Below are 25919 nucleotides of genomic sequence, written 5' to 3' on the forward strand. Positions count from 1 at the left end.
AAGCTTGGAGGTGAATAGGGTGAGCGTCATGCAGCTTGGCAATTTTACAATTCATTGGGGCCTGCTCGTTAGCCTGCTCTCCTTGCTTCTAGCAGCTGGGGCGGTGGCGCTCCGGGCACGCGCGGAAAGTGGAATCTCGCGCCGTTATGGAGATTGGGCAATGACGGTTATTCTAGTCGTCATACTCAATGAGAAGTTCGGATTTCTATGGGACACGCCCTCAATTCTGTGGCGGCAGCCGCGTTCGCTGCTGTACATGACAGGCACTTCCACAGAGGGGAATATCCTGCTTGTGCTTGGCATTATTGTATGGACGACCTTATACATACGCAAGCATCAATTGTCTTATCCCGTGCTCATTGATCTATTGTCGCATAGTATGTTGACTTACGTAGCGGCATATGGGTGGCTCTATACGCTTAATGGTGGACAGGCCCCGGGATTTACACCGCTGCTTCAGATTAGCGGATTCCAGGTGTCGGGGATACCGCCCGCTGAGACGCTAGGTTGCATCGTTCTCCTTGCCTTGCTCTGGTCTCGTCAGAGAAGGCTCGGAACGCTTGTTGACGCACAGATCACTTTTGTTGTATGCGGTGTGGTTGGCATGCTCGGGAGTTATGCATATGGCGATGGTTCTACATGGATGTATTTAACAGTGGAGCAGTGGATCTACAGTGTAATGCTAGCGGCGGGTTATATGGTAACCCGGAGTAGAGAGCGGGGAGTGGCGCATAAGAATGCGCAGGACGAGGCTGCAATGCCTGTAGAGCCTCCTGCATCACAAGGATAGGTCAGTTGCTGCCTGAGCATAATAGAACCGACTTTGTGAAAAGGAGGCCTATGCGATGAGCCAAGATTCAAAGGAACAGCGCAAGCAAGACAAGCAAAACAGCGCTGCGAATGATACCTGCGGAGTCGATAAGAAGTTGAATGGTCCGAATCGCCCTTCTACGTAGAAGGATGCGATATTCGGTCATGGAGCTTCCTCAGTAATGAGGGCCTAACTGGTAGAAGTCAGTGAGCCGGAACCGTTATCGGTTTCGGCTTTCCCTTGCTTTACTTCACTACAAATGGTTACAATAGTAGCGACAGTGTCCGATGGTACTCATCCATCACTGACAACGGAATTATTTATAGAGTAGGAGTGAAGTACGGATGTCCATGTCTTTTGAGCAATATATGCGTGATATGGTTCAACCTATGCGTGACGAGTTAACTTCCATCGGCTGCGTTGAATTGCGAACACCAGAGGAAGTGGAAGAGAAGCTGGCTACAGCGAAGGGGACAGCACTTGTTGTTGTCAATTCAGTATGCGGTTGTGCCGCTGGACTGTGCCGTCCAGGCGTACGCAAGTCATTAGAGAATGATGCTACACCTGACCACTTGTTCACCGTATTTGCTGGGCAAGATAAGGAAGCAACGGCGAAGGCTCGCGAATACTTCGCGCCATATCCGCCTTCTTCTCCATCGATCGCTTTGATGAAGGATGGCGAGCTGGTGCATTTCATCGAGCGTCATCAAGTAGAGAATCGTTCAGCAGAGGAGATTGCTGCTGATCTGACGGCTGCATACGATAAGTTCTGCCGCTAAGTTAACTATGCCCCGCATCTTGTGATGCGGGGATTTCTATAGAATTGTAGGCCAAGCACGGATGCTTGTAGGAAGGGGACGAAATAATGAGTTTACAGCAAGAGATTATCAAGCGCTTCAACGTGCAGACACAGATCGATCCAGATGCTGAGGTGCGCAAGCGGGTCGACTTCTTGAAGCAGTATGTGTTGAATACAGGAACGAAGGGGCTTCTGATCGCGATTAGCGGCGGGATTGACAGTGCGGTTGCGACGGGATTATGCAAGCAGGCGACGGATGAATTGACTGCAGAGACAGGCAAGGAGTATATGACGCTTGGCGTGTTCCAGCCTTATGGTACTCAGGCAGATATTTCTGACAGCTATGCAACCGCGCAAGCATTCAATCTGAAGCATACGGTAGAAACGAATATTGCTAAAGCGGTTGATGAAGCCGCCCAAGAGGTAGAAGCTGCGCTTAAGCAGCTGCCGGAAGCACGTTCCTTAAGTGTTCCGAATAGAGGAAACATGAAGGCTCGTACTCGGATGGTTGTGCAATACGCGCTTGCCTTTGATCTGAATTTACTAGTTGTAGGTACTGATCACGCTTCTGAGGCGTTGACTGGCTTCTATACGAAGTGGGGAGACGGAGCAGTGGACATTACGCCATTGTCTTCTCTGAATAAGCGTCAAGTGCGCCAACTCGCGAAGCATATTGGTGTCCCTGCTAGCGTCATTGATAAGGCACCAACAGCAGGCCTGTGGGAAGGCCAAACCGATGAGAAGGAGCTTGGCATTACGTACGAGCATAATAGCGACTATCTCGAAGGTAAGAACATACCGGATGACGTGCGCGAGAAGATCGAGCGCCAATATCAGAAGACGGAACATAAGCGTTCCCCGATTCCCGGCATTTAACAGAACGAAATAACAGGTACACCGCTGAAAAGCAGTTACCTATGACAGAAGGCAAGCATCGCACTGGATGCTTGCCTTTTTGTATACATTGGGCGTTTTCTGAACTATTCGGTATCATGCATGCCAGCTTTATTGCGCCTTCACTTCCGGTTATACCGCGCGAGGATGTGCATCTTGGGATACGCCCTGCCAGAATATTTCTTTTAAGCGAGGGCGTGCGGCCTGCGGCCGTACTGCGCACTGTTCCTCAAACAGGCTGCCTAGTTTCAGGCAAGCTGTAGACAATGCAGATTCAGAGCCAGCGGCAACGAGCAATCCGCGGGATTCTAAATAGGCGATGACAACTTCATCTTCCTGAAGCTTGCGTTTCAAACGGAATGGGGATTCTGGATGATTAAGCTGCTGTTCTGTATATATGAAAATCGAATGTTCAGGATACATCGTATGCTCGATGAATGGGAGATGACATGTGATGACCTCTTGCTGAGTAAGTGACGCTAGGAGATGCTGGAGTGTAGAAATAGAATGTTTGACATTGGCATTCGTGCGTAAGTCCGAATATAGAGTCGTCATAGGTATCCTCCTTGCTGACTGTGTCTGCGTACAGCATGAGTGCGCTGCCGCGCTGAAGAATGTTATTCTGAGAATTACTCGTATTCTATCAGATTGAACCGAAAAAACAAGTGAACGGACTGTGACGGCTAATGCAATCTAGTGAAGAATTCAATAGCCCATTTATTCCACAATATGTATAATATAAGTGGCTAGTTTTGTATTTTTCTGTTATCTGTTCAATATCAAGGTACTTATTTAATTGAATGGAAAGAGGCGATGGAATGGCAAAGCAGCGTTTTAAATTGGAGAATGGTTATCGCGTGTTGTCGGTATGGCTAGCGGTTATTATGCTGGCAGTCTCCAGCATGAGCTCTGCTCGCGCGGAGGAAGAACTGAACGTGTCTGCAAGTGCAGAGATTGTGGCTAAATGGGAATTTGCAAACCTAAAGAACGATCCAGGCATCTTCTATGCTGCATCCGGTTTATCCAAAGATTCCGCTACGCTTATCCAGGAGGTCGGTGGGAGTTCCAGAATAGGATTTACATTCGATGAGAGCGAAAAGAGCATCCGTTATCAAGGTTGGGATAAGGGCAAGGGCAAGAAAGCTTGGCTAGCCGCCTTGTCGACAAAGGGACTGGAGCAAATTACAGTATCTTCGCAGCAGAAGTCCTCCAGTACTGGGCCTAGAGACTTCAAGCTCCAAATTAGCACGGATCTGGCTAAGTGGACGGACGTTGAAAAAGGCACACTTGTGCTAGGCACGGAATACAGTTCTGCCAGCTCGTTAAACGGTATTGGGCTGCCAAGCGGTGCAGCCGATCGGGAGCGATTATATATTCGTTGGGTCGTAAACTCTGATTCAAAAGTGTCAGGCAGCGGCTCGATAAGCGATACCGGCTCAAGTCGAATCAAGGATATCGTTGTTCATGGCGTACCCAAAACGAACAGCTCACTCAAGGCGCCGCAGTTGTTAAACATGACCTTCAATGGAGATACCAAGACAAGCCTGGCGTTTGCCTGGTATACGCCGAAGGAGGTAACCGGCACGAAGCTGCAGGTGGTGGAAGCCTCCGAAATGGAGAACGGCACATTTCCGGAAGCTAAGGCGACTACTTATACGGGAAGTTCCGACATTATCGAGACATTCATGGTAAAAGGCGATCGATCCTCCAAGAAAAAAACGAAATTCGCCAGTCATAAGGTCACAGCTGATAATCTCAAGCCGGGGACGTCATATCGTTATCGGGCTGGAAATGGGGATGCGGATGGATGGGGAGCTATCGGCTCATTTACTACGGATCACGCAGACAATCGAGATTTTCATTTTATCGTAGGATCGGATTCGCAAGCCTCTAGCAAATCCACATTCGAACTCTGGCAGGATACGTTCCGCAGAGCGATCGAGCATATCGGGGATCCGAAGTTCTTTATATTAACCGGGGATTTGGTCGACAATGGTGATTTGGAATCACAGTGGCAGTGGTTTCTGGGCCTCCCTCAGCAGGAACTTGCCCGAGTGCCGCTCGTGCCCGTGCTTGGCGGCCATGAGGTGAGAGATTACGATGGAGACGAAACTACGGAGAACAATAATTTCTACAACCATTTTAACTTGCCGAAGGATGTAGTGAAAGGTACTCATGACGGTTCCGTGTATGCGTTCGAATATGGGGACGCGCTCTTCATGCAATTCAATTCCCAGTTCGAGGGCGGATTGAATAAAAAAGGAGAACTAGAGTGGGTGGATCCTGAATTCAACGCTCAATTGGAATGGATGAGAAATCAGGTTGCGAAGACTGATAAGAAATGGAAGTTCGTATCGCTCCACAAAGGCCCTTACTCGGCAGGAGACAATGCGGGACAGTGGGAAGATGGCCGTATCCAGTTCTACAAAAAATACTTGGTACCCGTATTCGATGAGCTGGGAATTGATATTGTGTTCGAAGCCCATGACCATATGTATATGAGATCCTACCAAATGCTCAATGATAAGCCGATCAAAAACGTGGTGAAGGATAAAGAGGGAAATGTAGTCGATCCGAAAGGCTCTGTGTACCTCATGACAAACTCAGTAGGCGGGAAATTTTACGAAAAACATCCGGGGTATGACGATTATTTTGCAGTCATTGACGCACAGCCGTTCAAAAAGATGTTCACTGATGTTTCGATATCGAACGATGTTTTGAAATTCACGTCCTATACGGCGGCAAAGAACGAAGAGGTTAAGAAATACGACGAGTACAGCATTAAAAGAACGGACGGCAAGCCTGGCAAGGTGGAGCAAGCCAACCTGAAGTTCGAGAGCAGAGATGCGATTCTGTCGTGGAGCCGTCCTGCCGTTGGATCGGAGCCTGTTAGAGGTTTCCGAATATATGAGCAGGATGATAAGGTGGGGAAAAATTGGAGTCTGTATGTCCCAGCCCTTCCAAGTCAATCCGAATATAGTTATGTGCTTAAGAACATAGATTCTAAGCAGAGCTATCGCTTCGTAATTAAGGCGGTAGGAGCAAGGAATAATTCGGATCCCGTTCAGGTTGCTCATGGCAAGCAGTAAGCTTGGCGAATTGGCGACATCGGGAAGCTTCGGAATTACGGTTTGAAAACAAGAAGAGTGCGCATCAGCAGTAGTCTGGCTGCGTCACATATTCGATATAATACTGTATAGAACCAAAAGCAGAAATAAATAAACCGGTTCCTACTGCATAGTAGAACCGGTTTATTTATATTGTTATCGCTTTTAGATGATTCACTTCGCCATGATCTTAAATTGGAGTCTCGGTTATAATCCTTGCACCGTTGGAGCAGGTGCCGGTTTCAGCTTGCGTGTTCGTCTGTGGCCAATTACCCATGATACGAGCAGTGTCCAGATTGGAATAACCCAGAGGAAGACTGCGAATGGTGCATATTGATGAACGGGAATACCCAATATTGTGCCGCACAGTACCGCAAGCAGGTTCCAAGGAATAATAGCGGCAAAGACGAGCGCGCTGTCCGCAATCACCCTTGCAAGCTGTTCTTTCGGGAAACGCTCCGACCACAGCGGCATCACGCTCCGGCCTGCCATCATAATTGGCAGTGTCTGCGTACAGGATACAAGGGTTAATGATAATCCGAATAAACCGACACGGACGGTTGCTCCTGGCAGTGCGCTGTTGCGCCCGATAAAGGCAGCGATATACGGCTCCAGCGAACGAGTAGCCTCCAATATGCCATTAAAAGCACCCGCGATCATAATAAATAGGACAAGCTCAATCATATGCAGTACTCCCTTCGTATGAAGGGAAGGGAGCTCGGCATTTTCATATCCGAACAAGAAACCATTCACCCATTCGACTGGCGTCGCTCCTTGCAGCCATGTACCGATCACGAGCGCAACAATAATGGACATGGTAAAGGCGATGCGAGCCTGTAGTCGGAATAAGATTGCGATAATCAAGACAGCAGCAGGAGCGAACAGCCAAGGACTGAAGGTGAAGTGGCTATCGAATGATTCCATGCGCAGTGCTTGTTCCGGTACAGTCCACCTCCCCTGTGTATCGAACCACATGAAGAATGCAGTCGCTGAAGCCAGTGCGAGCAGTGTGGTAGGCATGAGAGCCGGGTATTGCCGACCGACACTCGTCCCTGTAGAATCCGCTACAAGACGATGCGTGCTGGAGAATGGCGATGTCCGGTCTCCGACAAATGCACCGGAGACGAGTGCCCCTGCCATAAGCGGCAATGGAACGCCCGCAATCGCAGCTACCCCCATCATAGGGATGCCTACAGCGCTAAGTGTTCCGGTTGAAGTCCCGAGCAGCATGGAGAAGACCGTGGAGAACCAGAACGTGAGTGTTGTCATATAAGCAGGATCAATCCAGGACAAACCCTGTTCAATAAGATAGGGGATCGTTCCGCTTATTGTCCATGCGGGAATCATAAGTCCCACCATAATAAGTATCCAGGTTACCCCAAGTGTATGCTTGGCTCCATCCCTCATATAACGAAGCAGAGAAGTCCATGTATTGCCTTGGCGACGAGATAAGATGGTGAGAACGATGAAGCCGAGTGCAAATCCAATAAGGAGTGGGATATGAAGCAAGTAAGCTGCAGTTAGTCCTGCAATGGTAGTCATAATGACCGTAATCAGCTGTTGTTTCGATAACATGGCAATTAGGCAACTCCTGTCTTATACTCTAATGCTGCATCTATCATGCAAGCAATAATCATCACGATGGTTCAAGCAGATTACGTTCAGGTTGTACTGTCGTTCTTCGCTGGCAGTTAATGTGGGTGGTGATGAAGCCAGTCCGAGGTAGCCTCGATTGCAGCTTCAAGTGCTGGGGTCGTGCCTTGGAAGGGATGAACCGTATTAAAGGTGTGTCCGGCATTATCAATGGTTATCCATTTCGCTGCAGGATAGTTATCAATTAGCTGTGCCGATCCCTCGCGGAATCCAGGCAAATCATCGGAGCCTTGAACGAGAAGCAGGGGGAAATGAGCCTTCTTCATACGTTCAATCAATGCATATCTCTCCACATTAGCCCCCAAATCCTCCAGCATAACTCGATCTAATGGCAATGCCTCTTTGGTGCGGGCATTAATAACGGCAGAACGCCCGGATTGCCTCATCTCCTCCTTCTGTTGTTCCGTGAACAAATCCATATTCGTAACACCATTCCACGAAATTACGCCACTTACCGCATCCGGGTGGTCGAGTGCATAGAGCAGACTGCTTGCGCCTCCACGGCTATGTCCGAGCAAGTAAATGGGTGTCTCCGGCAATACATCATATTCGATTCCCTCAGAAATTATCCACTGGCCAAATTTATCTGAACGTACCCAGTGGAAGAGACGATCTATATCTTCCTGCTCTCGCTGATAGGTGTTAACGGCAAATCGATCAGGTTCATCGAAGCGATCGAGCGAAGGGCCGACACCGTTATATGTGAAGTTGAAGGTTAGGGTCAGGAGTCCGCTGCGTTCAGCTAGCTGTTCACCGACATAAGGGAACATGCCCCAATCCTTGAATCCCTTGTAGCCGTGGGCTACAAGAAGCACACCTGTCTTTGGCTTTTCCTTTGAATTGAAGGTGCTGCCAGGGGTGAAGGCATCGCCTCGCAAAATGCGTTCTTGCCCTTCCCATGTGAGCGTAAATGAATGTCTCATTAATCCGACCCCCTTGGTCTGATAATATCCAGCCATATTGTAACACAGAATAAGAAAAATGGTGCATGGTATTCCAATAAATGTATTGACATATTTAGGTTCACAGGTGTACTATGTGTACTAGTTGAAGTAGTACACTTGTGAACGAATCTATTTGAAGCTGCTACGTAATTGCAAATGTGAAAGGAGGCTGCCATGTTTCGATTACATGAACAGAGCGCTATGCCGATTTATGAGCAAATCGTCGAACAGATGAAGGCTCTAGTTGCGCAGGGAGCGCTGCAAAGCGGAGACAAGGTGCCGTCCGTGAGGGAGTTGTCGACAATGCTGTTAGTAAATCCAAATACAGTGAGCAAGTCTTATCAGGAATTAGAACGCCAAGGAGTAATTGTGACGGTTCGAGGCAAAGGAACATTCATTGCGGATACACCTGTCCCTCGCATGGCGAATGAACGAATGACGAAGCTGAAGGATGAATTGAACCGCATCGCCGTTGAAGCGAAACATTTGGGGCTGGAGCGGAAGGAATTTATAGAGATGGTGGAGCAAGCTTCGGAGGAATGGTGGAGGGATGAATCATGATGCGAGTGACGGATGTCCATAAAGCAATAGATGGGAAACCGATACTTCGCGGAGTAAGCTTTACGATTGAACCAGGGAAAATCATTGGACTCGTAGGACGGAATGGAGAGGGTAAGACCACCTTACTGCGGACGTTGGTTGGGGTATACGACCCAGATCAGGGCAGTGTATCGTATGACAGCAAGGATATTCACACGCACACACATGCGGCATGCAAGCAGGATGTTGTATTCGTACCCGATGCTCCAACTGCGCTAGAAATGCACACGATTCGGGAATGTGCTGCGTGGTACGGAATGATCTATCCCAAATTCGATTTGTTCTTCTTTACGTCGGCGATGGAGCGGTTCAAGCTGCCGATGCACAAGCGAGTTCGCACCTTGTCCAAAGGGATGAAGATGCTGTTCAGTACGGCGCTTGGTCTTGCAACGAAGGCTGGGTTGATCCTACTCGACGAACCGACGAATGGCGTCGATGCCGTTGCTAAGAAGCAGCTTCTCAGCTTAATTGTCGACTCGCTCCATGAGAACAATTCCATTGTCATCTCGTCACATATGCTCAGTGAGCTTGATCGGATTGCCGATTCTGTGGTTCTGCTGCGAGATGGGAGAACGGATGATATATGGGAATTGGAGCTTTTGCGCGAGCAGATGAAGAAGCTGCAGATTGTATTTAACGGGGATAAATCTCCGATGTGGCTGCATCGGGAAGATGTGTTCGTTCTACAACAGGTCGGCCGTGTATATACGGTTATCCTAGAGTCGAATGAAGCAATGACAGAATTGCAAGAGATGAAGCCGCTGCTCGTCGATGAGCTCCCATTGACGCTAGAGGATTGGTTTATCGGGAAGGCGGGAGGTAACGATGATGAAGCATAAGCTGTTCGTAAAGGCGCTCTGGTGGAAGGAGTATCGTCAGACACGCGTACTGCTGTGGCTCATGCTGCTGGCGAGTTTTTTTCCTATCGTTTATACGCATATGTGGAAGTTGTGGTGGGCTTCTAAGTCGATGAGGGATACATTTGTTAAGAATGTTACCTATGTAAATCAAGATGGCCGTGCAGGCGATAATCTGTATAACGATTATGGCGGTGGTTTGATTTTTATCATCCTTGGTAGCTTTGTATTGTCTATTTGGCTATTAGGTCAGGAACGGCGAAATCAGGTGAATGAGCATATGTTTGCCCTGCCTTATCCAAGATGGATATTGTATTTGACCAAATGGATGGTAGGTATTGTGTACATTGTGAGCACAATTGTTATTACACTGGGATTAGATTTCGTGGTGCTCGCATCCTCGCATGTAAGTGAATATGTCTCTATAGGGGAGATAGTTGTACGAGGACTCCATATGATTTTTGTAGCAGTATCCATATACACGCTTACCATGTTCCTAGGATCCTTTACAGGAACATGGTCAATGCAGGCGTTGTTGTTTCTGCTTTGCATGACTCTATTTGATTTTCTGCGGTTTGTAATAGGAAAATTCGTTCATATATTCATGATCCCTGTGTCAGAATCCGCTCAATCTGTAATTGATATTGGCGTATGGGACAGATTTAATGTAGGGAATTGGGTCACGCATGAAGGGCCTGGATATTCGTATGGGTTTATAAGTATCGTTTCGATATTGTTATTACTCGCTGGCATGTGGCTGTACTCCCGCAATCGTACGGAGAATAACGGCAAACAGTTTGTATTCCCTGCTATAGAAAAGGCTTATATTGTGTTAGGTGTCATATTTGCAGCGCTGTACGGGGGAACTGTGGGTTATGACTTTTTTTCTCCGGGAAGGATTGGATATGTGTGCGGAGCAGGGGTTGGAGCTGTTCTTTGCTATCTGATTATTCGAACCTTGACACATATGCGCCCGCGTCGATAGAAATATAGATTTTGCTGTTGGTTGAGAGAGTCGTCCATATTTAATGTTCAGGGGATGTAGGTTCAGAGGGTTATTTTCTGTTGGGAGGTTCGGATTTTATGAGTTCAGAAGCAGTCCTTCAGCTTCGCAATGTCACCAAACAAATTGGCAAGCGCACGATTGTGGATCAGATGTCATTTGATGTTCCGGCGGGAGAAGTATTTGGATTTCTGGGTCCCAATGGGGCGGGCAAGACGACAACGATTCGGATGATTGTGGGTTTAATTTCGATGACATCTGGTGAAATCTACGTGAAAGGAATTCCTGTGCACAAGGAGTTCGAGCAGGCAATGACCCATATTGGAGCGATAGTGGAAAATCCAGAGATGTATAAGTTTTTGACAGGGTATCAAAATCTCGTATATTACGGACGAAGACATTCGGGCATAACGAAAGAGCGGATTGACGAGGTCGTGAAGCTCGTTGGGTTGGAAAATCGCATTCATGAGAAAGTAAAGCGCTATTCACTGGGTATGCGGCAGCGGCTTGGTGTCGCTCAAGCGCTGTTGCACAAGCCTTCCGTATTAATTCTCGATGAGCCAACGAATGGGCTGGATCCAGCGGGGATCCGTGAGCTGCGAGATTATTTGCGCAACTTGGCGCATCAAGAAGGCATCAGTGTCGTCGTATCCTCTCATTTATTGTCCGAGATGGAGCTGATGTGTGATCGAGTTGCGATCATCCAGACTGGCAAGCTGATCGATGTTCGCTCGATGAGGCAATTGAAGGAGAAAACGGATACGCAGCATATCGTGATTGATGTCGACAACCCGAGGGCAGCTTGGGAGATGCTATCTGCAATGATGCCCGATCTTGATATGCATGTTGATGAAGGCCAGCTTCATATTTCGGCAGGGCGCAAGCGGGTGCCTGACCTGACAAGGGCGCTCGTGCATGCAGATATCGATGTGTACGGCATTCAAGCGGCGAATCTGTCATTGGAAGATCAATTTTTGGAGCTGACAGGAGGGGAGCGTATTGTCTAGCTACTACAATCTCATTCAGAACGAGAATATGAAGATATATCGGCGCCCTCGTACATGGATTATGATCGGAATACTTATGGCTGTTATTGTGCTGCTAACCAGTATTATGGAAATTGACAAAGATCCTCGCAAGGGTGAGGGATGGCAGCAATATCTTGTCCAATCCAATGAACATTTGAAGCAGCAACTTACAGACACCAGTGGAAATATTGGGCTGGACGCGAAGCAGGAGTTAACGAACCGGATCCAGCTCAATGAATACTACATGGAGCATAATCGTAATCCGCATGCCTTGAACATATGGAGCATCGTGAATCTTTCTTCGAAGCTGATGCTGGTTGTTATTCTGTTTACTGTTGTTATTGCAGCGGATATGTTCGCTGCCGAACATTCGTGGGGGACGATCAAGTTATTGCTCGTTGGGCCAGCCTCACGCACCCGCATATTACTGAGCAAGTATGCGGCTACCCTCCAATTTGCATTTGTTCTTACTGCAATCAATATTCTATTCTCCTTTTTGGTAGGAGGGGTTGTTGAGGGTTTTGGAGGTTTCTCACAGTCACTCATAGGTATCGGAGAAGACGGTGCAATTGTAGAAAGTTCGAGGCTGCTTGCGCTGCTGAAGGATTATGGGTTCAGTATCATTGAGCTAGTTATGTTTGTGACATTGGCCTTTATGATATCGGCGGCATTCCGCAGCTCGTCTATGGCTATCGCATTTTCCCTGTGCTTTTTGCTCATTGGCGGAAATATGGCAGCGCTCTTCGCGCATTATAGCTGGGGGAAATATATACTGTTCGCCAATATCGACCTCCGTCCGTATTTCGAGGGAACACCACTCCGCCCGGATATGACGCTCGGATTCTCGATTGCCGTGCTGATTGTTTACTTCCTTGCATTTCACGTTGTTTCTTGGCTTACCTTTACAAAGAGAGATGTAGCAGGATAATAGAGCTGGGCCGCCTACTTGGATAGGCGGCTTTTGTTGCTTCTGAGACATTCACACCTTCTGCGCCTTCCGACTTCCTATTTCCTAGTAATGACCTTGGACCATGGATGAAGAAATGGACATTCGTTGAAAGCATTCTTGTAACCGTACTATGCCACTGTATGGAACGAGCGTATTTCAATTACCAAGACAACTTCGATGATAAGGTCTCAAATCTTATTTATGCTTGCATGTTACGTAGTGATGAATCATCTACCTCTTTGATTCAATTTATGTTTACATGTAACACACCGAAGAATCATTTACCTCTTTGATTTGGTGTCATCTATTTATGTTTGCATGCAACACGGCGAAGAATCATCTACCTCTTTGATTTGGTGTTATCATTTATGCTTGCATGTAATACAGCGAAGAACCATTTACCTCTTTGATCCGGTGTTATCTATTTATGTTTGCGTGTAACGCATTTGCGAATCATCTCTATCTTTGATTGAGCGGCATCAGCAGAGCATTCACGCCGTTTCGAATCAGTTGCATCTTGATTGCGTATCATCAGAACTTGTTCTTATTTGCATGTAACAGTCTTTTGCATCATTTGCAGCTTCGCTATCAATGCGCCGCCCTCACTATTGTTGCCATTCGCCCATGTTCGTGCATATGTTGGAGTAGTGGCCCCACGTACTGATTATCTTTCATGAGACTAGGGGCATACATGCGGGCTTGGACAAGGGGTGACTTTTGCCATCTTAATTGTCTGAGAAAATTTGATATACTGGAATGTATGCAAGGGAACGTCCATACAACGATAGAGAGCTTCACATAGGCGAACACTCTCGTATTGGTATGGCTATAATGGATGTTAATGTGAAATGAATGTAATGGTAAGGTTGAATGAATAAGATAAGTAAGGATGGAATAGCATGCATAACCTCTCAGAACGGTATCATGAATTATGTAAACGGATTGCGGAAGATTCGATAAAACAAGGTGAATGGCTCAAAGAACATACTTATACCCGAATGGGTGGCAAGGCCGATTTGTATGTAACGCCCGATAATTACGAAGGGCTGCAAGTTGTCATTGATTTCGCACGTCAGCATGAACTGCCGCTAACGATCCTTGGATTCGGCTCCAATCTAATCGTGAAGGATGGCGGAATTCGAGGAATTGTTGTCAATTTGAACAAGTTGAACAAAATCGAACGCCACGGAGATCAGATCATCGCGCAGAGCGGTGCGGCAATTATCGACGTATCGCGTGCCGCGCGGGAGCATCATTTGTCGGGACTTGAATTCGCTTGCGGCATACCGGGTTCTGTAGGTGGAGCATTGTACATGAATGCTGGTGCATACGGCGGAGAGATTGCGGATGTATTAGAAAGTACGCTGGTGCTTACGCCGGAAGGGGAGCTAGTTCGGCTTACCAAGGAGCAGCTTGAATTAGGATATCGCCGCAGCAACATCGGTCCGAAAGGATATATGGTGCTGGAAGCAACGTTCTCACTTGTGCCGGGAGAATATGATGCAATTAAGGCGAAGATGGATGAACTCACATTTTTGCGTGAATCGAAGCAGCCGCTTGAATATCCATCTTGCGGCAGTGTCTTTAAACGTCCTCCGGGGTATTACGCGGGACAGCTCATTCAAGAATCCGGTCTGCAGGGAACGCGTTTGGGTGGTGCTGAAGTATCCACGAAGCATGCAGGATTCATCGTTAACGTGGACAATGCGACTGCAGGCGAATATATCTCTCTTATTCGCCACGTACAAAAGACAGTTAACGAACGATTCGGCGTCGAGCTCGAAACTGAAGTTCGCATCATTGGCGAAGACGAATAATCACATCCTCAGATCTTGTAAATGGTTTGAGATAAACGGAGCAGCATACAATTCAGACTAGTTGCAAAAGTTATAGAGCCCTATGGAGGCCAGAACCTAATTCCAATATTGATGGAATTCCTCTGGTGTATCCACAGGGCTCTTGTTGTTTGTGTTGTTTGTCTAGAGATAGCATTTGGGTGTGTAATTTGTCCTCTTACGGAGGAAAAAACACTGAAATGTCTTTCGAATAGTGGACACATTTTCGGAGGAGAGGTATCTTCCTCGAAGCCCTTTTCATCTATATATGGTGATGTATGTTCATATTTGTTTCTATATATAGAAATTCAGGTGTGGAGGACATACTATTGTCTTTGTCCACCTTTGTATAGACATTTCTCTTTTTTGTCCATTCACATTGTACAAAATAGTAGTACGTGCAGATAAGTGTGTTCAATTAGTTGCATTGATCTCACCAACGCCGTAAAATGCTGTCGGTTGAAGCCAAAATGCCAAATGCCGAAGCAAAAACCAAGACCAAGATCCGAGACCGCAAGACCAAGACCGAGACCAAGACCGAGACCGAGACCGCAAGACCAAGACTAAGACTAAGACTAAGACTAAGACTAAGACTAAGACCGAATCCGAATCCCCAGCCTAAGCCACAGTCATCTTTCTATGATTTGTTTCTTTATGTTTAACTGGGCTTAATTTCTCCGCTGGTTCCCTGTTTACTCTAAGCACGCTGGCGCTTGCAGCTGCAGAACGCGGCGGAGCACCCGGATGGTGCGAGCGGCGATGTCATGCACATCGTCTGGCGTGGCGCATAGCGGCAGCCAGAAGTAGAGGGTGTCCCCGAGCGGGCGGAGGATGAGTCCATCCTCGAAGCCCGCCTCGTACATTTGCGCCCCGATGCGCTGCTCGGGAGCAAATGGTTTGCGGTGTTCGACATCCTCATATAGGTCGAACGCCGCAACGAACCCGAGCTGCCGCACATTTGCAACGTGTGGCAGCTCGGCAATGCCGCGCATCGCCGAACTGAGCGCGGCAATGGTGTCCTGCGCTCGTTCGAGTGTATGCTCCTCCTCGAACAGGCGCAGGGAAGCGAGGGCCACGGCGCACGCCACCGGATTGCCGGTGAAGCTGTGGCCGTGGAAGAATGTCTTCTGCGCCGCGTAATCATCGTAGAACGCGGCGTAGATGCTGTCGCGGCACAGTGTAGCCGCGAGCGGCATTATGCCTGCGGTCAGCCCCTTGCTGAGACACATGATGTCGGGGCTGACCCCGGCGTGCTCACAGGCGAACATCTTGCCCGTTCGCCCGAACCCCGTTGCGACCTCGTCCGCAATAAGGTGGACATCGTACGCAGAGCACAGCTCACGCAAGCCTTGCATATAAGCGGCAGGCGTCATGATCATGCCGCCAGCGCCCATCAGCATCGGCTCGACGAGGATGCCCGCGATTGTATCACCCTCGCGTTCGAACAGCTCGCGCACCGGCGCTAGTGCCGCCTCCGCGACCTCCCGCTCGCCAATAGGGCCGGATATGCGAGTAGTGCGCATATCCGGCGCAGGCACGCGGTGGGCATGGAACAGAAGCGGCTTGAAAAGTGAATGGTAGAGCGGAACTCCGCCCACACTTACCGCGCCCAATGTATCACCATGATAGCTGCCTTCCAAATAAACGAACTTTGTCTTCGAAGGGCGGCCGGTCTGCTGCCAGTATTGGAAGGACATCTTAATAGCAACTTCCACAGCAGTCGATCCATTGTCCGAATAGAATACCTTATTTAGCCCCTCGGGGCTAAGCTGGACAAGCTTCTCCGCCAGTTCTATCCCTGGGGCATGAGTTAAGCCGCTGAACATAATGTGATCGAACTGATCCAACTGCTCGGCAATCGCGGCCTTAATGCGTGGATGCCCATGTCCGTGAAGGTTACACCACCAAGAAGACACGGTGTCGTAATAGCGACGCCCTTCTGCATCGTATACATACATGCCCTCCGCACGTTCAATTAACACATGATCACGATCGGCATACTCCTTCATTTGTGTAAAGGGATGCCAGACATACGAACGATCCTTATGTAGAAGAGATTCCCGTCTTTCTGTTTCCATCTCATTCCCAGCTCCTTTGTAAATGACGAACGCTCTGAATCTTCAATGTTAACCAATAATATTAAATAAAGGTTAACATTAAAGATTCGGCAGGGCAATAACTTTACACGAGGGGGAGTGCAGCAATTTTCATCAACAGGAGAGCATTGTCTGAAGAGAGACACTATCCGCAGGGAAACTTCATCAACAGGAGGGCATTGTCTGAAGAGAGACACTATCGACACTATCTGGGATTTCCTCAACAGGAGAGCGTTGCCTAAAGAGAGACACTGTCTACAGTGAAACTCCACTTATTGAGGACATTGTCAGCAGGGAGAACGCCGTCTATAAGTACTCCGTCTACGGACGGAGCAGCTTATTCACCTGGAGAACGAATATAAGATCCATCGATGGTCGGTTGTTGATACCAAACCTGTTAGATATTATTTACCATATAGGGAGGGGTGGAACGTGAATCCTGTTATTTATGAACTCGACCATGTGAGTCAAATGTATAAACGCGGCAAGGTGAAGGCGAATGTAGATATTTCGCTGCAAGTGCAAGAAGGTGAAATATTGGGGGTGCTTGGCCCCAATGGAGCGGGCAAATCAACCCTGATCAAGCAGATGATTGGACACCTGAAACCTACAGAAGGAAAGGTGCTATTCAAGGGTATGGATGTATCGCGCCATACGAAATATGTGGCACAGCAGGTTGCCTATTTCTCGCAGGATCCGCATGTTTTGTCTGTGTTGAAAGCACAAGAAGCGCTGGAGTTTACCGGGCGCCTGCGAGGGATGACAAAATCGGACGCCGTAAGACAGTCAGCGGAGTTGCTGGAGATGGTGGGATTGTCTGACTTTCGCGATAAGCAGCTAAAGCATTTGTCTGGAGGGCAACGGCGGATGATTGGCATCGGGACTGCATTGATCGGCCGTCTTCCAGTCCTTATTTTCGACGAGCCAACGAATGAACTGGATCCCACGAACCGCCGCCTCGTATGGAATTTAATTAAGGAACGCAATCGTGAAGGGGCGACCATTATCCTAGTTACGCACAACGTGCTTGAGGCAGAGCAGGTAGTAGATCGGGTTGCAGTGGTCAATCATGGACGCTTGCTAGTAATTGATGCGGTCGCCAAGCTGAAGCAGAAGGTCGATCAGCGGCTCAAATTCGAGCTGACCACGGAGTTTGGCCGCCGTGAGGCTGCCGAGCAGGCTTTGAGACAGTGGGGGCAGCTTCATATTGATGGCGAGAACCGGCTTCGTTTGCTCGTAGACAAATCAGAAGCGAGCCTTGTGCTCGATTATATTGTTCGTTCTCCTCACTTGCCGATCGAGGAATACGCGGTAAAGCCGCCAAGTTTAGAGGATGTGTATTTCCATATTGATCGTCAAGCAGAGCAGGAGGTGCAGGATGTATGAAATCAGAAGCAGCAAGCAGATCTGATATCGTTAGCCAGTCTGCAGTCAAATCAGCAGTCCCATTCGCAGGTACAAGAGGAATTGGGCGGAAGTTGACAGAGTTTATAATCCTAACCCGAATTCAATATGCCAACATTCGAGACACATGGGTGTGGGTTCTGTTGATGTCAACAATGTTTCCATTTACAACCATGCTCTTCATGATTTCTTTTACTGACAATCCGAGTCATGAAGCATTGATCCGGGTCATTGCCGGCAACCTCATATTCGGTATTATCGTAACGGGGATGAACTCGATGGGGCAGGAGATATCGTGGCAGAAGCATCAAGGTCATTTTACGTACTACTTGTCATTGCCGATATCCAAGCTGAACTTCGTAATTGCCAATATGCTGAAAGGCTTAATGAGTGCCCTTCCGTCCTTTGTATTGCTTGCATCATTTGGGAAATGGGGATACGGCATTGATTTTCATATTACATGGGCGCTGCCGATTGTTGTGCTATTGTCCTTGACCAGTGTTGTTGGCGTCGGTGTAGGCATCGGGTTCTGGTCGCCGAATCATCAGCTGACAAATATGCTTGTGCAGGCGCTGATGATGTTCGTTACATTTCTGTCGCCCGTCATGGTTGATATGCATCAGCTGCCATCATTATTGCAGTGGGTGGCCTATATTTTTCCGACCACATATGCGGCAGAGGCGATGCGGGGAGTACTTTTGACTGGATGGACAACAGATGTCATGCTGAACAGCATCGTACTGCTGGGGTACAGCATAGTATCGATTCTTGTGATTCATTTCTTGGTGAAATGGCGTGTAGGCGAATAATTGATTCTGGAGCGTATGTGGGCGCTGTCAGCCGTTATAGGTTGGGCAGCGCCTCTTGCATGTGATACAATTACCGCAAGATTAATTTCATGTATATATCTGGAAGCGTTGATCTGCAATTGATCGGCGAAGCCGCATGGAAGGAGAGGATCAGGATGATACATGGATTAGGGCATGACATCATCGAAATTGAGCGTGTCAACAAGCTGCTGCATGATCATATCGGTGTACGATTTATCGCTCGTATACTAACAGAACGCGAACAGGCCGTATATGCGACCAAGGGAGGAAGGCAGGTCGAATTCGCCGCTGGCCGATTCGCTGCCAAGGAAGCGATCGTGAAGGCGTTTGGAACGGGAATCGGAGAAGTGATCTCCTTCCAAGACATCGAGATATTGCCGGATCAGCTCGGCAAGCCGATTGCCCGATTGAGCAAAGCTGCTTGGAAGCGGCTCGGCTTGTCCAGCAGCGAATATCGCATTCATCTTAGCATCTCGCACCAGCCAAGCATTGCGTCGGCACAGGCTATTGTAGAATGGCGTACGTCAGATACATAGTGGAATGGGGGAGTAAGATTATGGCGCCGGAAGAAGTGCTTCTGGAGGTATGTGACTACATCGGGTGCGACAGGTCGGAATTGCATATAATTGGTGGTTACGATCTTAATGTTTACGAGGCAGCTATTGTAGGGAGAAGTCCTGTCATTATAAAGTTATATGAGCATGGAATTCATAATACGGCACATATTCAGTCTGAAGTGGAATGGGTGCAATATCTTCATGAATACGGTATTCCGGTTGCAGCACCGCTTTCTTTAAGAGGTCAACTTGTTCATTCCCTGCCAACTCACTTTTTTACGATATATGAGAAGATATTAGGCCAACGAATCCAGATCCATGATGAGCAAGTGTGGAATGAACGCTTATTCAAGGATTGGGGGGCAGCCCTTGCGCAGATGCATGCAGCTTCAGAAGCTTACGATGGATCTCCTCTTGTCCGTCCGCATTGGAAGGAGCATGCACTGTACCAGCAAGAGCATCATCAGCTTGATCCGACTGTGCGGAGCAAATGGGAGCAGTACTGCAAATGGTTGTCTGAACAGACGGTTACCCCCGCAGAGTATGGAATTGTTCACGGCGATCTTCATCAGGGCAATCTCCTGATTAAACAGAATACCCCAGTTATCATTGACTTCGGAGACAGCGAATACCATTGGTACGCATATGATGTGGCGATCGCCATCTATCATGCTGTCTCCACTGTGCAAGCTCCAGAAGAACGGCGCAACTTCGCCGAGCGCTTCCATGATGCAATGATGGAAGGCTATGCGAGCCACCGCTCCACGAGGCTTATTACACCACGTTTGAATGACTTCATCGATTTTCGACATGTATTTTCCTATGTGTATCACCATACCTATGCAGACTTTAACAAGTTGACGGATCAGCAAGTACTCTTTATGCAAAATATGAAACAGTCCATCATCCAGCAGGATCATTTTTTAGGATTTTCACTTGTGTAGCAGGTAAGCGGGGAGTTCGGAGCGTGCATGTATATTCGCCATGTCCATGCACAGACCCTGGTTGTACGTCCGCCCTTATTTGCCAGTTCGAACGTTGAGGAAGTTCAGGCGTCGGGCAACCTTCAGCTAAGCTTTAGTGGCTATACCGAGGATGTGGTGAATGAAGGGTTTCGAAGCAGTTTGTTCACTCTTGGTGAGCGTAGGGAGTCGCGTGTTCCATTACTAAGCGAGATAGGGGAATCGGCTGTCGACCATTGGTATGATAGGCAGCATGTGAGCGGGAGCGGAACCTTGTCACCAGGATAATAATGAACAGCGTAAATAGAAAATGGGGTCCCGACAAGGGTACCCCATTTTTATGTAAGAGTCTGCTAAATACTGATAAGCATGAAGCGTTCATTAGGCCTCAAGAGCGTCTACATATTGCTTCGCCTCTACGAGCGACATGCCGAGCACTTCTCTCGCCTTTTTGACTGCAGCTACTTTCTTGCCTTCGCGTACAAGCTGAAGCACCTCGTCTTGAACAGGGTGTCGAGGCAGGCCGTATTCTTGGGCGATGTGGTCATAGCTTACCTGCATTGCCTTGATGCGTGCCTCCATGGCGCTTACCTTGTTGTACACAGATAAGCATACGAATAACGTGATGAGTGATAAAGCGATAGATAAGTATTCCATTCGCATATCCCCTTTCGAATCCTATATATCTATTATAACTGAAAGGATAAGCCCTTCCAAAGCAAAACGGCTTATGCTGTCCTTGCTTATCATGAGGTGTTCGTATGTTGGTACGTACTCATCGAGCAGTTATCTTGTACGGCTTACGGCATCAAGGGAGGAGGCTACTTCTTGTTGGCGAGCCAGTCAGCAATTTTGTCGATTTCTTCTTTTTCCAGACGTCCGCCTTGGGCAGGCATGAGTTTGCCGCCATTTTCAATCGTATTTGCAATCTCTTCCTTCGTCAGCTTGCTGCCGATCTTTTGCAGGTTTGACTCTGGCCCCATCATCCCTTGCATTTCATTGCCGTGGCATTGCATGCAATTGTTTTTATACAGGGTGACAACTTCTTCTGGGCCTTCTAGTCCAGCTGATTTTTTGGCGTTTCCTGAGCTGCTCTCATTGCTGCTACTTGCTCCTCCGCCGCATCCGGCAAGCAGTCCTAGCAAGGCGATACCGGCGACAATTGGGATGAAGCGTGTGAACATTCGACGTTGTGGCACTGATGATGCCCTCCATTCTATTGGGACATTTCTATATGAATAGTATAGAAATTCCAGCACCTCTCTTGCAAGCGCTGGTGTGGATTGTTGGCAGAACGTTCACAACTGGTTCCCTTCATGTATAATGGGCAAGGAGACTGCGCTTATAGGATGAATACTAACTACTAGAGACAAATCAATAGACAAGAGACAGGAGGCCGTCATGGACGAGCAAAAGAGATATTTCAGCCGCGAGCTTCTGCTCTGGTATCGGGCGAATAAGAGGGATCTGCCTTGGCGGCGTCAATCGAATCCCTACTACACATGGGTATCCGAAATTATGCTGCAGCAGACGCGTGTGGAGACGGTAAAGCCGTATTTCGAACGCTTTATTGGGAAATTCCCTACCGTTGAGGCGCTGGCAGATGCACCTGAGGAAGAAGTGCTGAAGGCATGGGAAGGGCTCGGATACTATTCCCGGGCGCGTAATTTACAGACTGCAGCACGAGAAGTGAAGGAACAATACGGCGGACAAGTCCCTAATGACAAGGCGAAGGTGTCCGAGTTAAAAGGCATTGGGCCATATACATCCGGTGCGATTATGAGCATTGCCTTCAATCGGCCGGAGCCGGCAGTGGATGGCAACGTAATGCGGGTGCTGTCGCGTTATTTCCGCCTGCATGATGATATCGCAAAGCCAGCAACGCGTGTTCATATGGAGCATTTGGCACAGGAGCTTATTCCGGAGGGCTGCGCATCCGATTTCAATCAGGCACTAATGGAGCTCGGCGCGCTCGTGTGCACGCCAAAATCCCCGTCATGTCTGCTCTGCCCAGTTATGGAGCATTGTGAGGGACGCATGGCAGGAGAAGAGCTTATCCTGCCGATCAAGACAAAAGCGAAGCCGCCGAAACCGGAGCTTCGGTATGCGGCATTGATTGAGGGAACTGGAGAACATGAAGGCAAGGTGCTTGTCCGTCAACGTCCGGATACCGGCTTGCTGGCGAAGATGTGGGAGCTGCCGCATATTCTCGTACCGAAGCAGGTGGGCATCGTCGGGATGAGCGACGCTGAGTCGTATGCGATTCTGCATCATTCCTTGCAAGCGGAGGGGGTAGACGTTGCGCCCGTTGAACACTGGATGGATGCAGAGCATACGTTCAGCCATATTCATTGGCAAATGCGCGTGTACCGCTGTAATCTTCGCAATCTGCAGCCGAAGGACAATACCGTATACAAATGGGCAGGTCCAGAAGAGATGGAGGAGCTTGCCTTCCCGAATGTATTCGTGCGATTGTTAAAAATCCGCTTTCAGTAATCCATTTAGTTACTTTCGTGACATTTATTCTGGTGTAGATTTTAAAGATTTACTAGACAAATTAAAGGGTGCTTGCCGTTTAGTCGGAAGTTCCCTTTTTTTCTATTTCGTAAACGTTTACAATGGTCACGACAACATTGTGGAAGCGTTACCAAAGTTAGGAGAGACTTCGGATACGCTTGTTGAGGCATTGGATTTGTCTATACAACATCAAGAGAAAGTCGTCACTTTGGAGGGGATTCTAATGAAACGATTGAAACCGACTATACTTTCCCGAGGTCAGATAAAACGCAAGTTTGCCTTGATGCTCAGCACAGCGATGATTGCTGGATCGCTTGCTGGCTTCGCTGGCCAGGCAGAGGCTGCGCAGCCGCATTCCTCGTATTGGTACCCGGATACGCTATTGTCGTGGTCGGCACAGACAGACAAGGATGCGGCATTCAACCGCAGCTCCGTGAAGCTGGACACTTCTCGTGTACAAGGAGCGAAGGTGAACCCGAATGCGAAGTCAGACGCCAAGGTCATGGCGCTTGCTTCGATGTACAAAAGTACGAGCGGTGCACCATCGCAAGGCAATGACAGCTTCCATGGCTACGCGTTCAGCTACTGGCAGTATGTTGACAAGCTGATTATGTGGGGCGGATCTGCCGGGGAAGGCTTGATCGTTCCTCCAAGTGCGGACGTAATTGATGCAGCGCACAAGAATGGCGTACCGGTATACGGCACCGTATTTCTTCCACAAAAGGAGCACGGCGGTAAAATCGAATGGATGCGTGATCTGATCCAGCAGCGTGAGGACGGTACGTTCCCTGTTGCAGACAAACTGATTGAAGTCGCGAAATACTATGGCTTCGACGGCTGGTTCATTAACCAGGAGACACAGGGCGGCACGCCGGAAGATGCGCAGAATATGCAGAAGTTTTTAAAATATTTGCAGAAGATCAAGCCTTCCAATATGGAAATCATCTGGTATGACTCCATGGTGAAGGATGGCCCTGTAAAATGGCAGGGTGGACTGACGGACAACAATAAGATGTTCTTCCAAGATGGGGAGGAGCGAGTAGCTGACAATATGTTCATCGACTTCCGCTGGCAGTTCAAGAAGGATGGCAAGTACGACTACGTAACGCCATTCCAGAACTCGCCGAAGGCAGCTGAGCAATTGAAGCGGGATCGCCATGAGCTGTTCGCAGGTATGGATTTGGAAGGCGGCGGCGGTTATCAAGGGGAGTACAACTTCCCGGTATTGTTCCCGGAAGGACAGGACGCGGTGACATCGCTTGGCTTGTATCGCCCAGACTGGGCGTTCAATACAACCAAGACGAATGACGAATTCATGAAGAAGGAGCAGCGTCTGTGGGTAGGCGATAGCCTCGATCCGTCCAAGACGAAGGCGAACGATTGGGCATGGCGTGGCATTGCGCATGATATCGTAGATAAGACGGTCATTACGAAGTCTGACTTCGTGACCCATTTCAATACAGGTAACGGTACGCAGTTCAGTGTATTCGGCAAGAAGGTTCGTGATCGTGAATGGTTCAACCGCAGTCTGCAGGACGTTCTGCCGACATGGCGCTGGATGGTTGACGAGTCTGGACAGAAGATTGCACCGAGCTTCGACTTCTCGAACTCCTTCTATGGCGGCAGTTCCTTGAAGCTTCAGGGCGAGGTTGCGGAAGGCGCTTCTTCAAATGTGAAGCTGTACAAGACTGATGTAGAGGCGACAGCTGCTATGCAAATGACGTTGACGTACCATTCGAATGCACCGAAAGCTGCTGATCTGAACATCGGTGTTGCGTTCGAAGGAGCACCGGATACATATACGTTTGTGAAGCCTTCTGATACGAAGGCAGCTGGCGCGAAGGGCGACTGGACACAGGCAACTTATGACTTGAGCCCATATGCGGGCAAGAAAATTGTTGGCGTATCCGTTCAAGTGGAAGGCAAGGCCAATGATAATCTATACTTGGCAAACGTAGGGGAGTTTGCGATCCGCGATAAGAATGAGAAGACGGCTCCTGTAGGTCAAGTATCGGATGTACGTATAATTGAAAACGATGTCCGTGACGGCATTTATGCAGACGCTCGCTTGACGTGGACAGCGCTGGGCGACGATGTGCAGTATTACCAAGTCTATCGTGTGAAGCCGGACGGTTCCCGTGAATTCATGGGCGCAACAGGCAACAACTATTACTATGTGTCAGAAATGAAGCGCGGCGGCGACATGGAGAAGACGACGCAACTAGCAGTCGTTCCGGTGAATCGTCACTATGAGGAAGGCCGTGTAGCAATGACTTCGTTTGACTGGCCTGAATATCCATCTCCTAAGGCAGACTTCGAGGCGGATAAGACGTTCGTGGCGCCAGGTGAGGAAGTACAGCTTACAGATAAGTCTTCGGAAGTGACAACAGAATGGGAATGGAGCTTCCCAGGCGGAACGCCTGAGACAAGCAAGGAGCGCAATCCGAAGGTAAGCTTCGCGAAGGAAGGCACGTATGAAGTGAAGCTGACTGCGAAGAATGCAGTTGGTGAAGATGTAATGACGAAGTCGCAGCTCATTACGGTATCCAAGGAAGCAGCGTTCCGGGCAGAGGATTTGGCTAAGGGTGCGAAGACAGAAGCGTCCAGCTTCGTCAATGACAGTGAAGCGCCGCAGTTCGCTGTTGACGGCGAGATGCATACGAAATGGTGTGCAGTCGGCAATGAGAAGCACTGGCTGAAGGTGGATCTGGGCAAGGCGTATGATGTAACGCAGTTCATCGTACACCATGCAGAGGCTGGCGGTGAATCGGCTGCCTTCAATACACGGGAGTTCACGATTCAGCTCAGCATGGACGGAGAGAATTGGATGGATGCTGTGAAGGTGACGGACAACGAGAAGGGCACGTCCAAGCACGCGATTGCTAAGACCAAGGCTCGTTATGTTCGCCTTAACGTTGAGAAACCAACCCAAGGCGGAGATACAGCAGCTCGTATCTACGGATTCGAGGTGCAAGGCATTAAGAATGTAGCTGCTGAATAATCGAAGATTCGAAGATGGATAAGAGGGTCTTCCCCTTAGGCGACGATGGTCGGCGAGGGGGAGGCCCTTTTT

The 25919-nt window shown here is 48.6% G+C and carries 24 protein-coding genes; 18 read left to right on the forward strand and 6 right to left on the reverse strand.

The genetic code is table 11. From position 1 onward, the window contains the following. Window positions 1-28: 28 nt before the first annotated feature. The 4 genes from ABN764_RS13245 to nadE all read left to right on the forward strand — a co-directional run bounded on the left by ABN764_RS13245 (window position 29) and on the right by nadE (window position 2486). Window positions 29-790 carry a hypothetical protein gene (locus ABN764_RS13245; RefSeq protein WP_268627477.1) on the forward strand — a complete coding sequence of 254 codons (762 nt, stop codon included), beginning with the start codon at window positions 29-31 and terminating at the stop codon, window positions 788-790. Between the two features lie 55 nt (window positions 791-845). Beyond that, window positions 846-956: a hypothetical protein gene (locus tag ABN764_RS13250; protein ID WP_005543361.1), complete on the forward strand. Its 111-nt coding sequence runs from the start codon at window positions 846-848 to the stop codon at window positions 954-956. Window positions 957-1155: 199 nt separating this feature from the next. Beyond that, the gene (locus ABN764_RS13255; RefSeq protein ID WP_021256168.1) at window positions 1156-1590 is read left to right on the forward strand and encodes a BrxA/BrxB family bacilliredoxin; all 435 of its coding nucleotides are present in this window, start codon (window positions 1156-1158) and stop codon (window positions 1588-1590) included. An 86-nt stretch (window positions 1591-1676) separates the two neighbouring features. Then, window positions 1677-2486, forward strand: a complete 810-nt coding sequence (gene nadE / locus ABN764_RS13260; RefSeq protein ID WP_090511995.1) for an NAD(+) synthase — start codon at window positions 1677-1679, stop codon at window positions 2484-2486. A 150-nt stretch (window positions 2487-2636) separates the two neighbouring features. Here the strand turns inward: nadE and ABN764_RS13265 are convergent, their stop codons facing one another. Then, entirely contained in the window at window positions 2637-3059 is a 423-nt protein-coding gene (locus tag ABN764_RS13265) for a hypothetical protein (RefSeq protein WP_446672142.1), read from the reverse strand. Between the two features lie 263 nt (window positions 3060-3322). Here ABN764_RS13265 and ABN764_RS13270 point away from each other — a divergent pair, with 263 nt between their 5' ends. Then, window positions 3323-5593, forward strand: a complete 2271-nt coding sequence (locus ABN764_RS13270; RefSeq protein ID WP_446672143.1) for a fibronectin type III domain-containing protein — start codon at window positions 3323-3325, stop codon at window positions 5591-5593. 225 nt (window positions 5594-5818) lie between these two features. Here ABN764_RS13270 and ABN764_RS13275 read toward each other — a convergent pair whose 3' ends face one another. After that, window positions 5819-7186, reverse strand: coding sequence for a Na+/H+ antiporter NhaC family protein (locus ABN764_RS13275; RefSeq protein ID WP_174808799.1), 1368 nt, complete (start codon window positions 7184-7186; stop codon window positions 5819-5821). Window positions 7187-7302: 116 nt separating this feature from the next. Beyond that, the gene (locus ABN764_RS13280; RefSeq protein ID WP_174808798.1) at window positions 7303-8187 is read right to left on the reverse strand and encodes an alpha/beta hydrolase family protein; all 885 of its coding nucleotides are present in this window, start codon (window positions 8185-8187) and stop codon (window positions 7303-7305) included. A gap of 195 nt (window positions 8188-8382) precedes the next feature. On the opposite strand from ABN764_RS13280, the gene ABN764_RS13285 reads away from it, so the two are divergent. The 6 genes from ABN764_RS13285 to murB all read left to right on the forward strand — a co-directional run bounded on the left by ABN764_RS13285 (window position 8383) and on the right by murB (window position 14462). Further along, window positions 8383-8769, forward strand: coding sequence for a GntR family transcriptional regulator (locus ABN764_RS13285; protein WP_021256162.1), 387 nt, complete (start codon window positions 8383-8385; stop codon window positions 8767-8769). Beyond that, window positions 8766-9647 (forward strand): ABC transporter ATP-binding protein, encoded by an 882-nt coding sequence (locus ABN764_RS13290; protein ID WP_268626349.1) that lies wholly within the window; start codon window positions 8766-8768, stop codon window positions 9645-9647. Before ABN764_RS13285 ends, ABN764_RS13290 begins: the two co-directional genes overlap by 4 nt. After that, the gene (locus ABN764_RS13295; protein ID WP_268626350.1) at window positions 9634-10650 is read left to right on the forward strand and encodes an ABC-2 transporter permease family protein; all 1017 of its coding nucleotides are present in this window, start codon (window positions 9634-9636) and stop codon (window positions 10648-10650) included. The genes ABN764_RS13290 and ABN764_RS13295 overlap by 14 nt, the downstream gene beginning before the upstream one ends. 98 nt (window positions 10651-10748) lie before the next feature. Further along, on the forward strand, window positions 10749-11675 hold the full coding sequence (locus ABN764_RS13300; RefSeq protein WP_174808796.1) for an ABC transporter ATP-binding protein: 927 nt from the start codon (window positions 10749-10751) through the stop codon (window positions 11673-11675). Next, the gene (locus ABN764_RS13305) at window positions 11668-12624 is read left to right on the forward strand and encodes an ABC transporter permease (protein ID WP_446672144.1); all 957 of its coding nucleotides are present in this window, start codon (window positions 11668-11670) and stop codon (window positions 12622-12624) included. Before ABN764_RS13300 ends, ABN764_RS13305 begins: the two co-directional genes overlap by 8 nt. A 920-nt stretch (window positions 12625-13544) precedes the next feature. Further along, window positions 13545-14462, forward strand: a complete 918-nt coding sequence (murB, locus tag ABN764_RS13310; RefSeq protein WP_446672145.1) for a UDP-N-acetylmuramate dehydrogenase — start codon at window positions 13545-13547, stop codon at window positions 14460-14462. Between the two features lie 710 nt (window positions 14463-15172). Here murB and bioA read toward each other — a convergent pair. Beyond that, a complete protein-coding gene (bioA, locus tag ABN764_RS13315; protein WP_446672146.1) occupies window positions 15173-16558 on the reverse strand; it encodes an adenosylmethionine--8-amino-7-oxononanoate transaminase in 1386 nt (461 codons plus the stop codon). Between the two features lie 450 nt (window positions 16559-17008). On the opposite strand from bioA, the gene ABN764_RS13320 reads away from it, so the two are divergent. The 5 genes from ABN764_RS13320 (at window position 17009) to ABN764_RS13340 (ending at window position 20617) form a co-directional block, all read left to right on the forward strand. Then, a complete protein-coding gene (locus ABN764_RS13320; RefSeq protein WP_028533598.1) occupies window positions 17009-17962 on the forward strand; it encodes an ABC transporter ATP-binding protein in 954 nt (317 codons plus the stop codon). Then, window positions 17959-18789: an ABC transporter permease gene (locus ABN764_RS13325; RefSeq protein ID WP_083545264.1), complete on the forward strand. Its 831-nt coding sequence runs from the start codon at window positions 17959-17961 to the stop codon at window positions 18787-18789. The genes ABN764_RS13320 and ABN764_RS13325 overlap by 4 nt, the downstream gene beginning before the upstream one ends. Before the next feature lie 155 nt (window positions 18790-18944). Continuing rightward, window positions 18945-19346 carry a holo-ACP synthase gene (gene acpS / locus ABN764_RS13330; RefSeq protein WP_028533600.1) on the forward strand — a complete coding sequence of 134 codons (402 nt, stop codon included), beginning with the start codon at window positions 18945-18947 and terminating at the stop codon, window positions 19344-19346. Between the two features lie 20 nt (window positions 19347-19366). Further along, window positions 19367-20311 (forward strand): phosphotransferase enzyme family protein, encoded by a 945-nt coding sequence (locus ABN764_RS13335; protein ID WP_446672147.1) that lies wholly within the window; start codon window positions 19367-19369, stop codon window positions 20309-20311. A gap of 27 nt (window positions 20312-20338) precedes the next feature. Beyond that, window positions 20339-20617, forward strand: coding sequence for a hypothetical protein (locus ABN764_RS13340; RefSeq protein WP_446672148.1), 279 nt, complete (start codon window positions 20339-20341; stop codon window positions 20615-20617). A 93-nt stretch (window positions 20618-20710) separates the two neighbouring features. Here the strand turns inward: ABN764_RS13340 and ABN764_RS13345 are convergent, their stop codons facing one another. Both ABN764_RS13345 and ABN764_RS13350 read right to left on the reverse strand, forming a co-directional pair. Further along, window positions 20711-20986 (reverse strand): hypothetical protein, encoded by a 276-nt coding sequence (locus tag ABN764_RS13345; protein ID WP_446672149.1) that lies wholly within the window; start codon window positions 20984-20986, stop codon window positions 20711-20713. 164 nt (window positions 20987-21150) lie between these two features. Continuing rightward, a complete protein-coding gene (locus ABN764_RS13350; RefSeq protein ID WP_446672150.1) occupies window positions 21151-21528 on the reverse strand; it encodes a c-type cytochrome in 378 nt (125 codons plus the stop codon). A gap of 202 nt (window positions 21529-21730) precedes the next feature. Here ABN764_RS13350 and mutY point away from each other — a divergent pair, with 202 nt between their 5' ends. Both mutY and ABN764_RS13360 read left to right on the forward strand, forming a co-directional pair. Continuing rightward, entirely contained in the window at window positions 21731-22825 is a 1095-nt protein-coding gene (gene mutY / locus ABN764_RS13355) for an A/G-specific adenine glycosylase (RefSeq protein ID WP_446672151.1), read from the forward strand. A 244-nt stretch (window positions 22826-23069) separates the two neighbouring features. Next, complete coding sequence (locus ABN764_RS13360; RefSeq protein ID WP_446672152.1) at window positions 23070-25847, forward strand: endo-beta-N-acetylglucosaminidase; 2778 nt, start codon at window positions 23070-23072, stop codon at window positions 25845-25847. Window positions 25848-25919 lie beyond the last annotated feature (72 nt).

Origin of the sequence: Paenibacillus wuxiensis, from assembly GCF_040195695.1 — a bacterium.
GTDB classification, from domain to species: Bacteria; Bacillota; Bacilli; order Paenibacillales; family Paenibacillaceae; genus Paenibacillus_B; species Paenibacillus_B suaedae.

Excerpts from the sequence above, each read along its gene's own strand:
- mutY (WP_446672151.1), top strand. The coding sequence starts at position 21,731 with ATGGACGAGCAAAAGAGATATTTCAGCCGCGAGCTTCTGCTCTGGTAT.
- ABN764_RS13265 (WP_446672142.1), bottom strand. The coding sequence starts at position 3,059 with ATGACGACTCTATATTCGGACTTACGCACGAATGCCAATGTCAAACAT.
- ABN764_RS13280 (WP_174808798.1), bottom strand. The coding sequence starts at position 8,187 with ATGAGACATTCATTTACGCTCACATGGGAAGGGCAAGAACGCATTTTG.
- ABN764_RS13345 (WP_446672149.1), bottom strand. The coding sequence starts at position 20,986 with ATGGAATACTTATCTATCGCTTTATCACTCATCACGTTATTCGTATGC.
- ABN764_RS13295 (WP_268626350.1), top strand. The coding sequence starts at position 9,634 with ATGATGAAGCATAAGCTGTTCGTAAAGGCGCTCTGGTGGAAGGAGTAT.
- ABN764_RS13290 (WP_268626349.1), top strand. The coding sequence starts at position 8,766 with ATGATGCGAGTGACGGATGTCCATAAAGCAATAGATGGGAAACCGATA.
- ABN764_RS13335 (WP_446672147.1), top strand. The coding sequence starts at position 19,367 with ATGGCGCCGGAAGAAGTGCTTCTGGAGGTATGTGACTACATCGGGTGC.
- ABN764_RS13245 (WP_268627477.1), top strand. The coding sequence starts at position 29 with ATGCAGCTTGGCAATTTTACAATTCATTGGGGCCTGCTCGTTAGCCTG.
- nadE (WP_090511995.1), top strand. The coding sequence starts at position 1,677 with ATGAGTTTACAGCAAGAGATTATCAAGCGCTTCAACGTGCAGACACAG.
- ABN764_RS13325 (WP_083545264.1), top strand. The coding sequence starts at position 17,959 with ATGAAATCAGAAGCAGCAAGCAGATCTGATATCGTTAGCCAGTCTGCA.
- ABN764_RS13270 (WP_446672143.1), top strand. The coding sequence starts at position 3,323 with ATGGCAAAGCAGCGTTTTAAATTGGAGAATGGTTATCGCGTGTTGTCG.
- acpS (WP_028533600.1), top strand. The coding sequence starts at position 18,945 with ATGATACATGGATTAGGGCATGACATCATCGAAATTGAGCGTGTCAAC.
- ABN764_RS13275 (WP_174808799.1), bottom strand. The coding sequence starts at position 7,186 with ATGTTATCGAAACAACAGCTGATTACGGTCATTATGACTACCATTGCA.
- ABN764_RS13285 (WP_021256162.1), top strand. The coding sequence starts at position 8,383 with ATGTTTCGATTACATGAACAGAGCGCTATGCCGATTTATGAGCAAATC.
- ABN764_RS13300 (WP_174808796.1), top strand. The coding sequence starts at position 10,749 with ATGAGTTCAGAAGCAGTCCTTCAGCTTCGCAATGTCACCAAACAAATT.
- ABN764_RS13340 (WP_446672148.1), top strand. The coding sequence starts at position 20,339 with ATGTATATTCGCCATGTCCATGCACAGACCCTGGTTGTACGTCCGCCC.
- ABN764_RS13250 (WP_005543361.1), top strand. The coding sequence starts at position 846 with ATGAGCCAAGATTCAAAGGAACAGCGCAAGCAAGACAAGCAAAACAGC.
- murB (WP_446672145.1), top strand. The coding sequence starts at position 13,545 with ATGCATAACCTCTCAGAACGGTATCATGAATTATGTAAACGGATTGCG.
- bioA (WP_446672146.1), bottom strand. The coding sequence starts at position 16,558 with ATGGAAACAGAAAGACGGGAATCTCTTCTACATAAGGATCGTTCGTAT.
- ABN764_RS13255 (WP_021256168.1), top strand. The coding sequence starts at position 1,156 with ATGTCCATGTCTTTTGAGCAATATATGCGTGATATGGTTCAACCTATG.
- ABN764_RS13360 (WP_446672152.1), top strand. The coding sequence starts at position 23,070 with ATGAAACGATTGAAACCGACTATACTTTCCCGAGGTCAGATAAAACGC.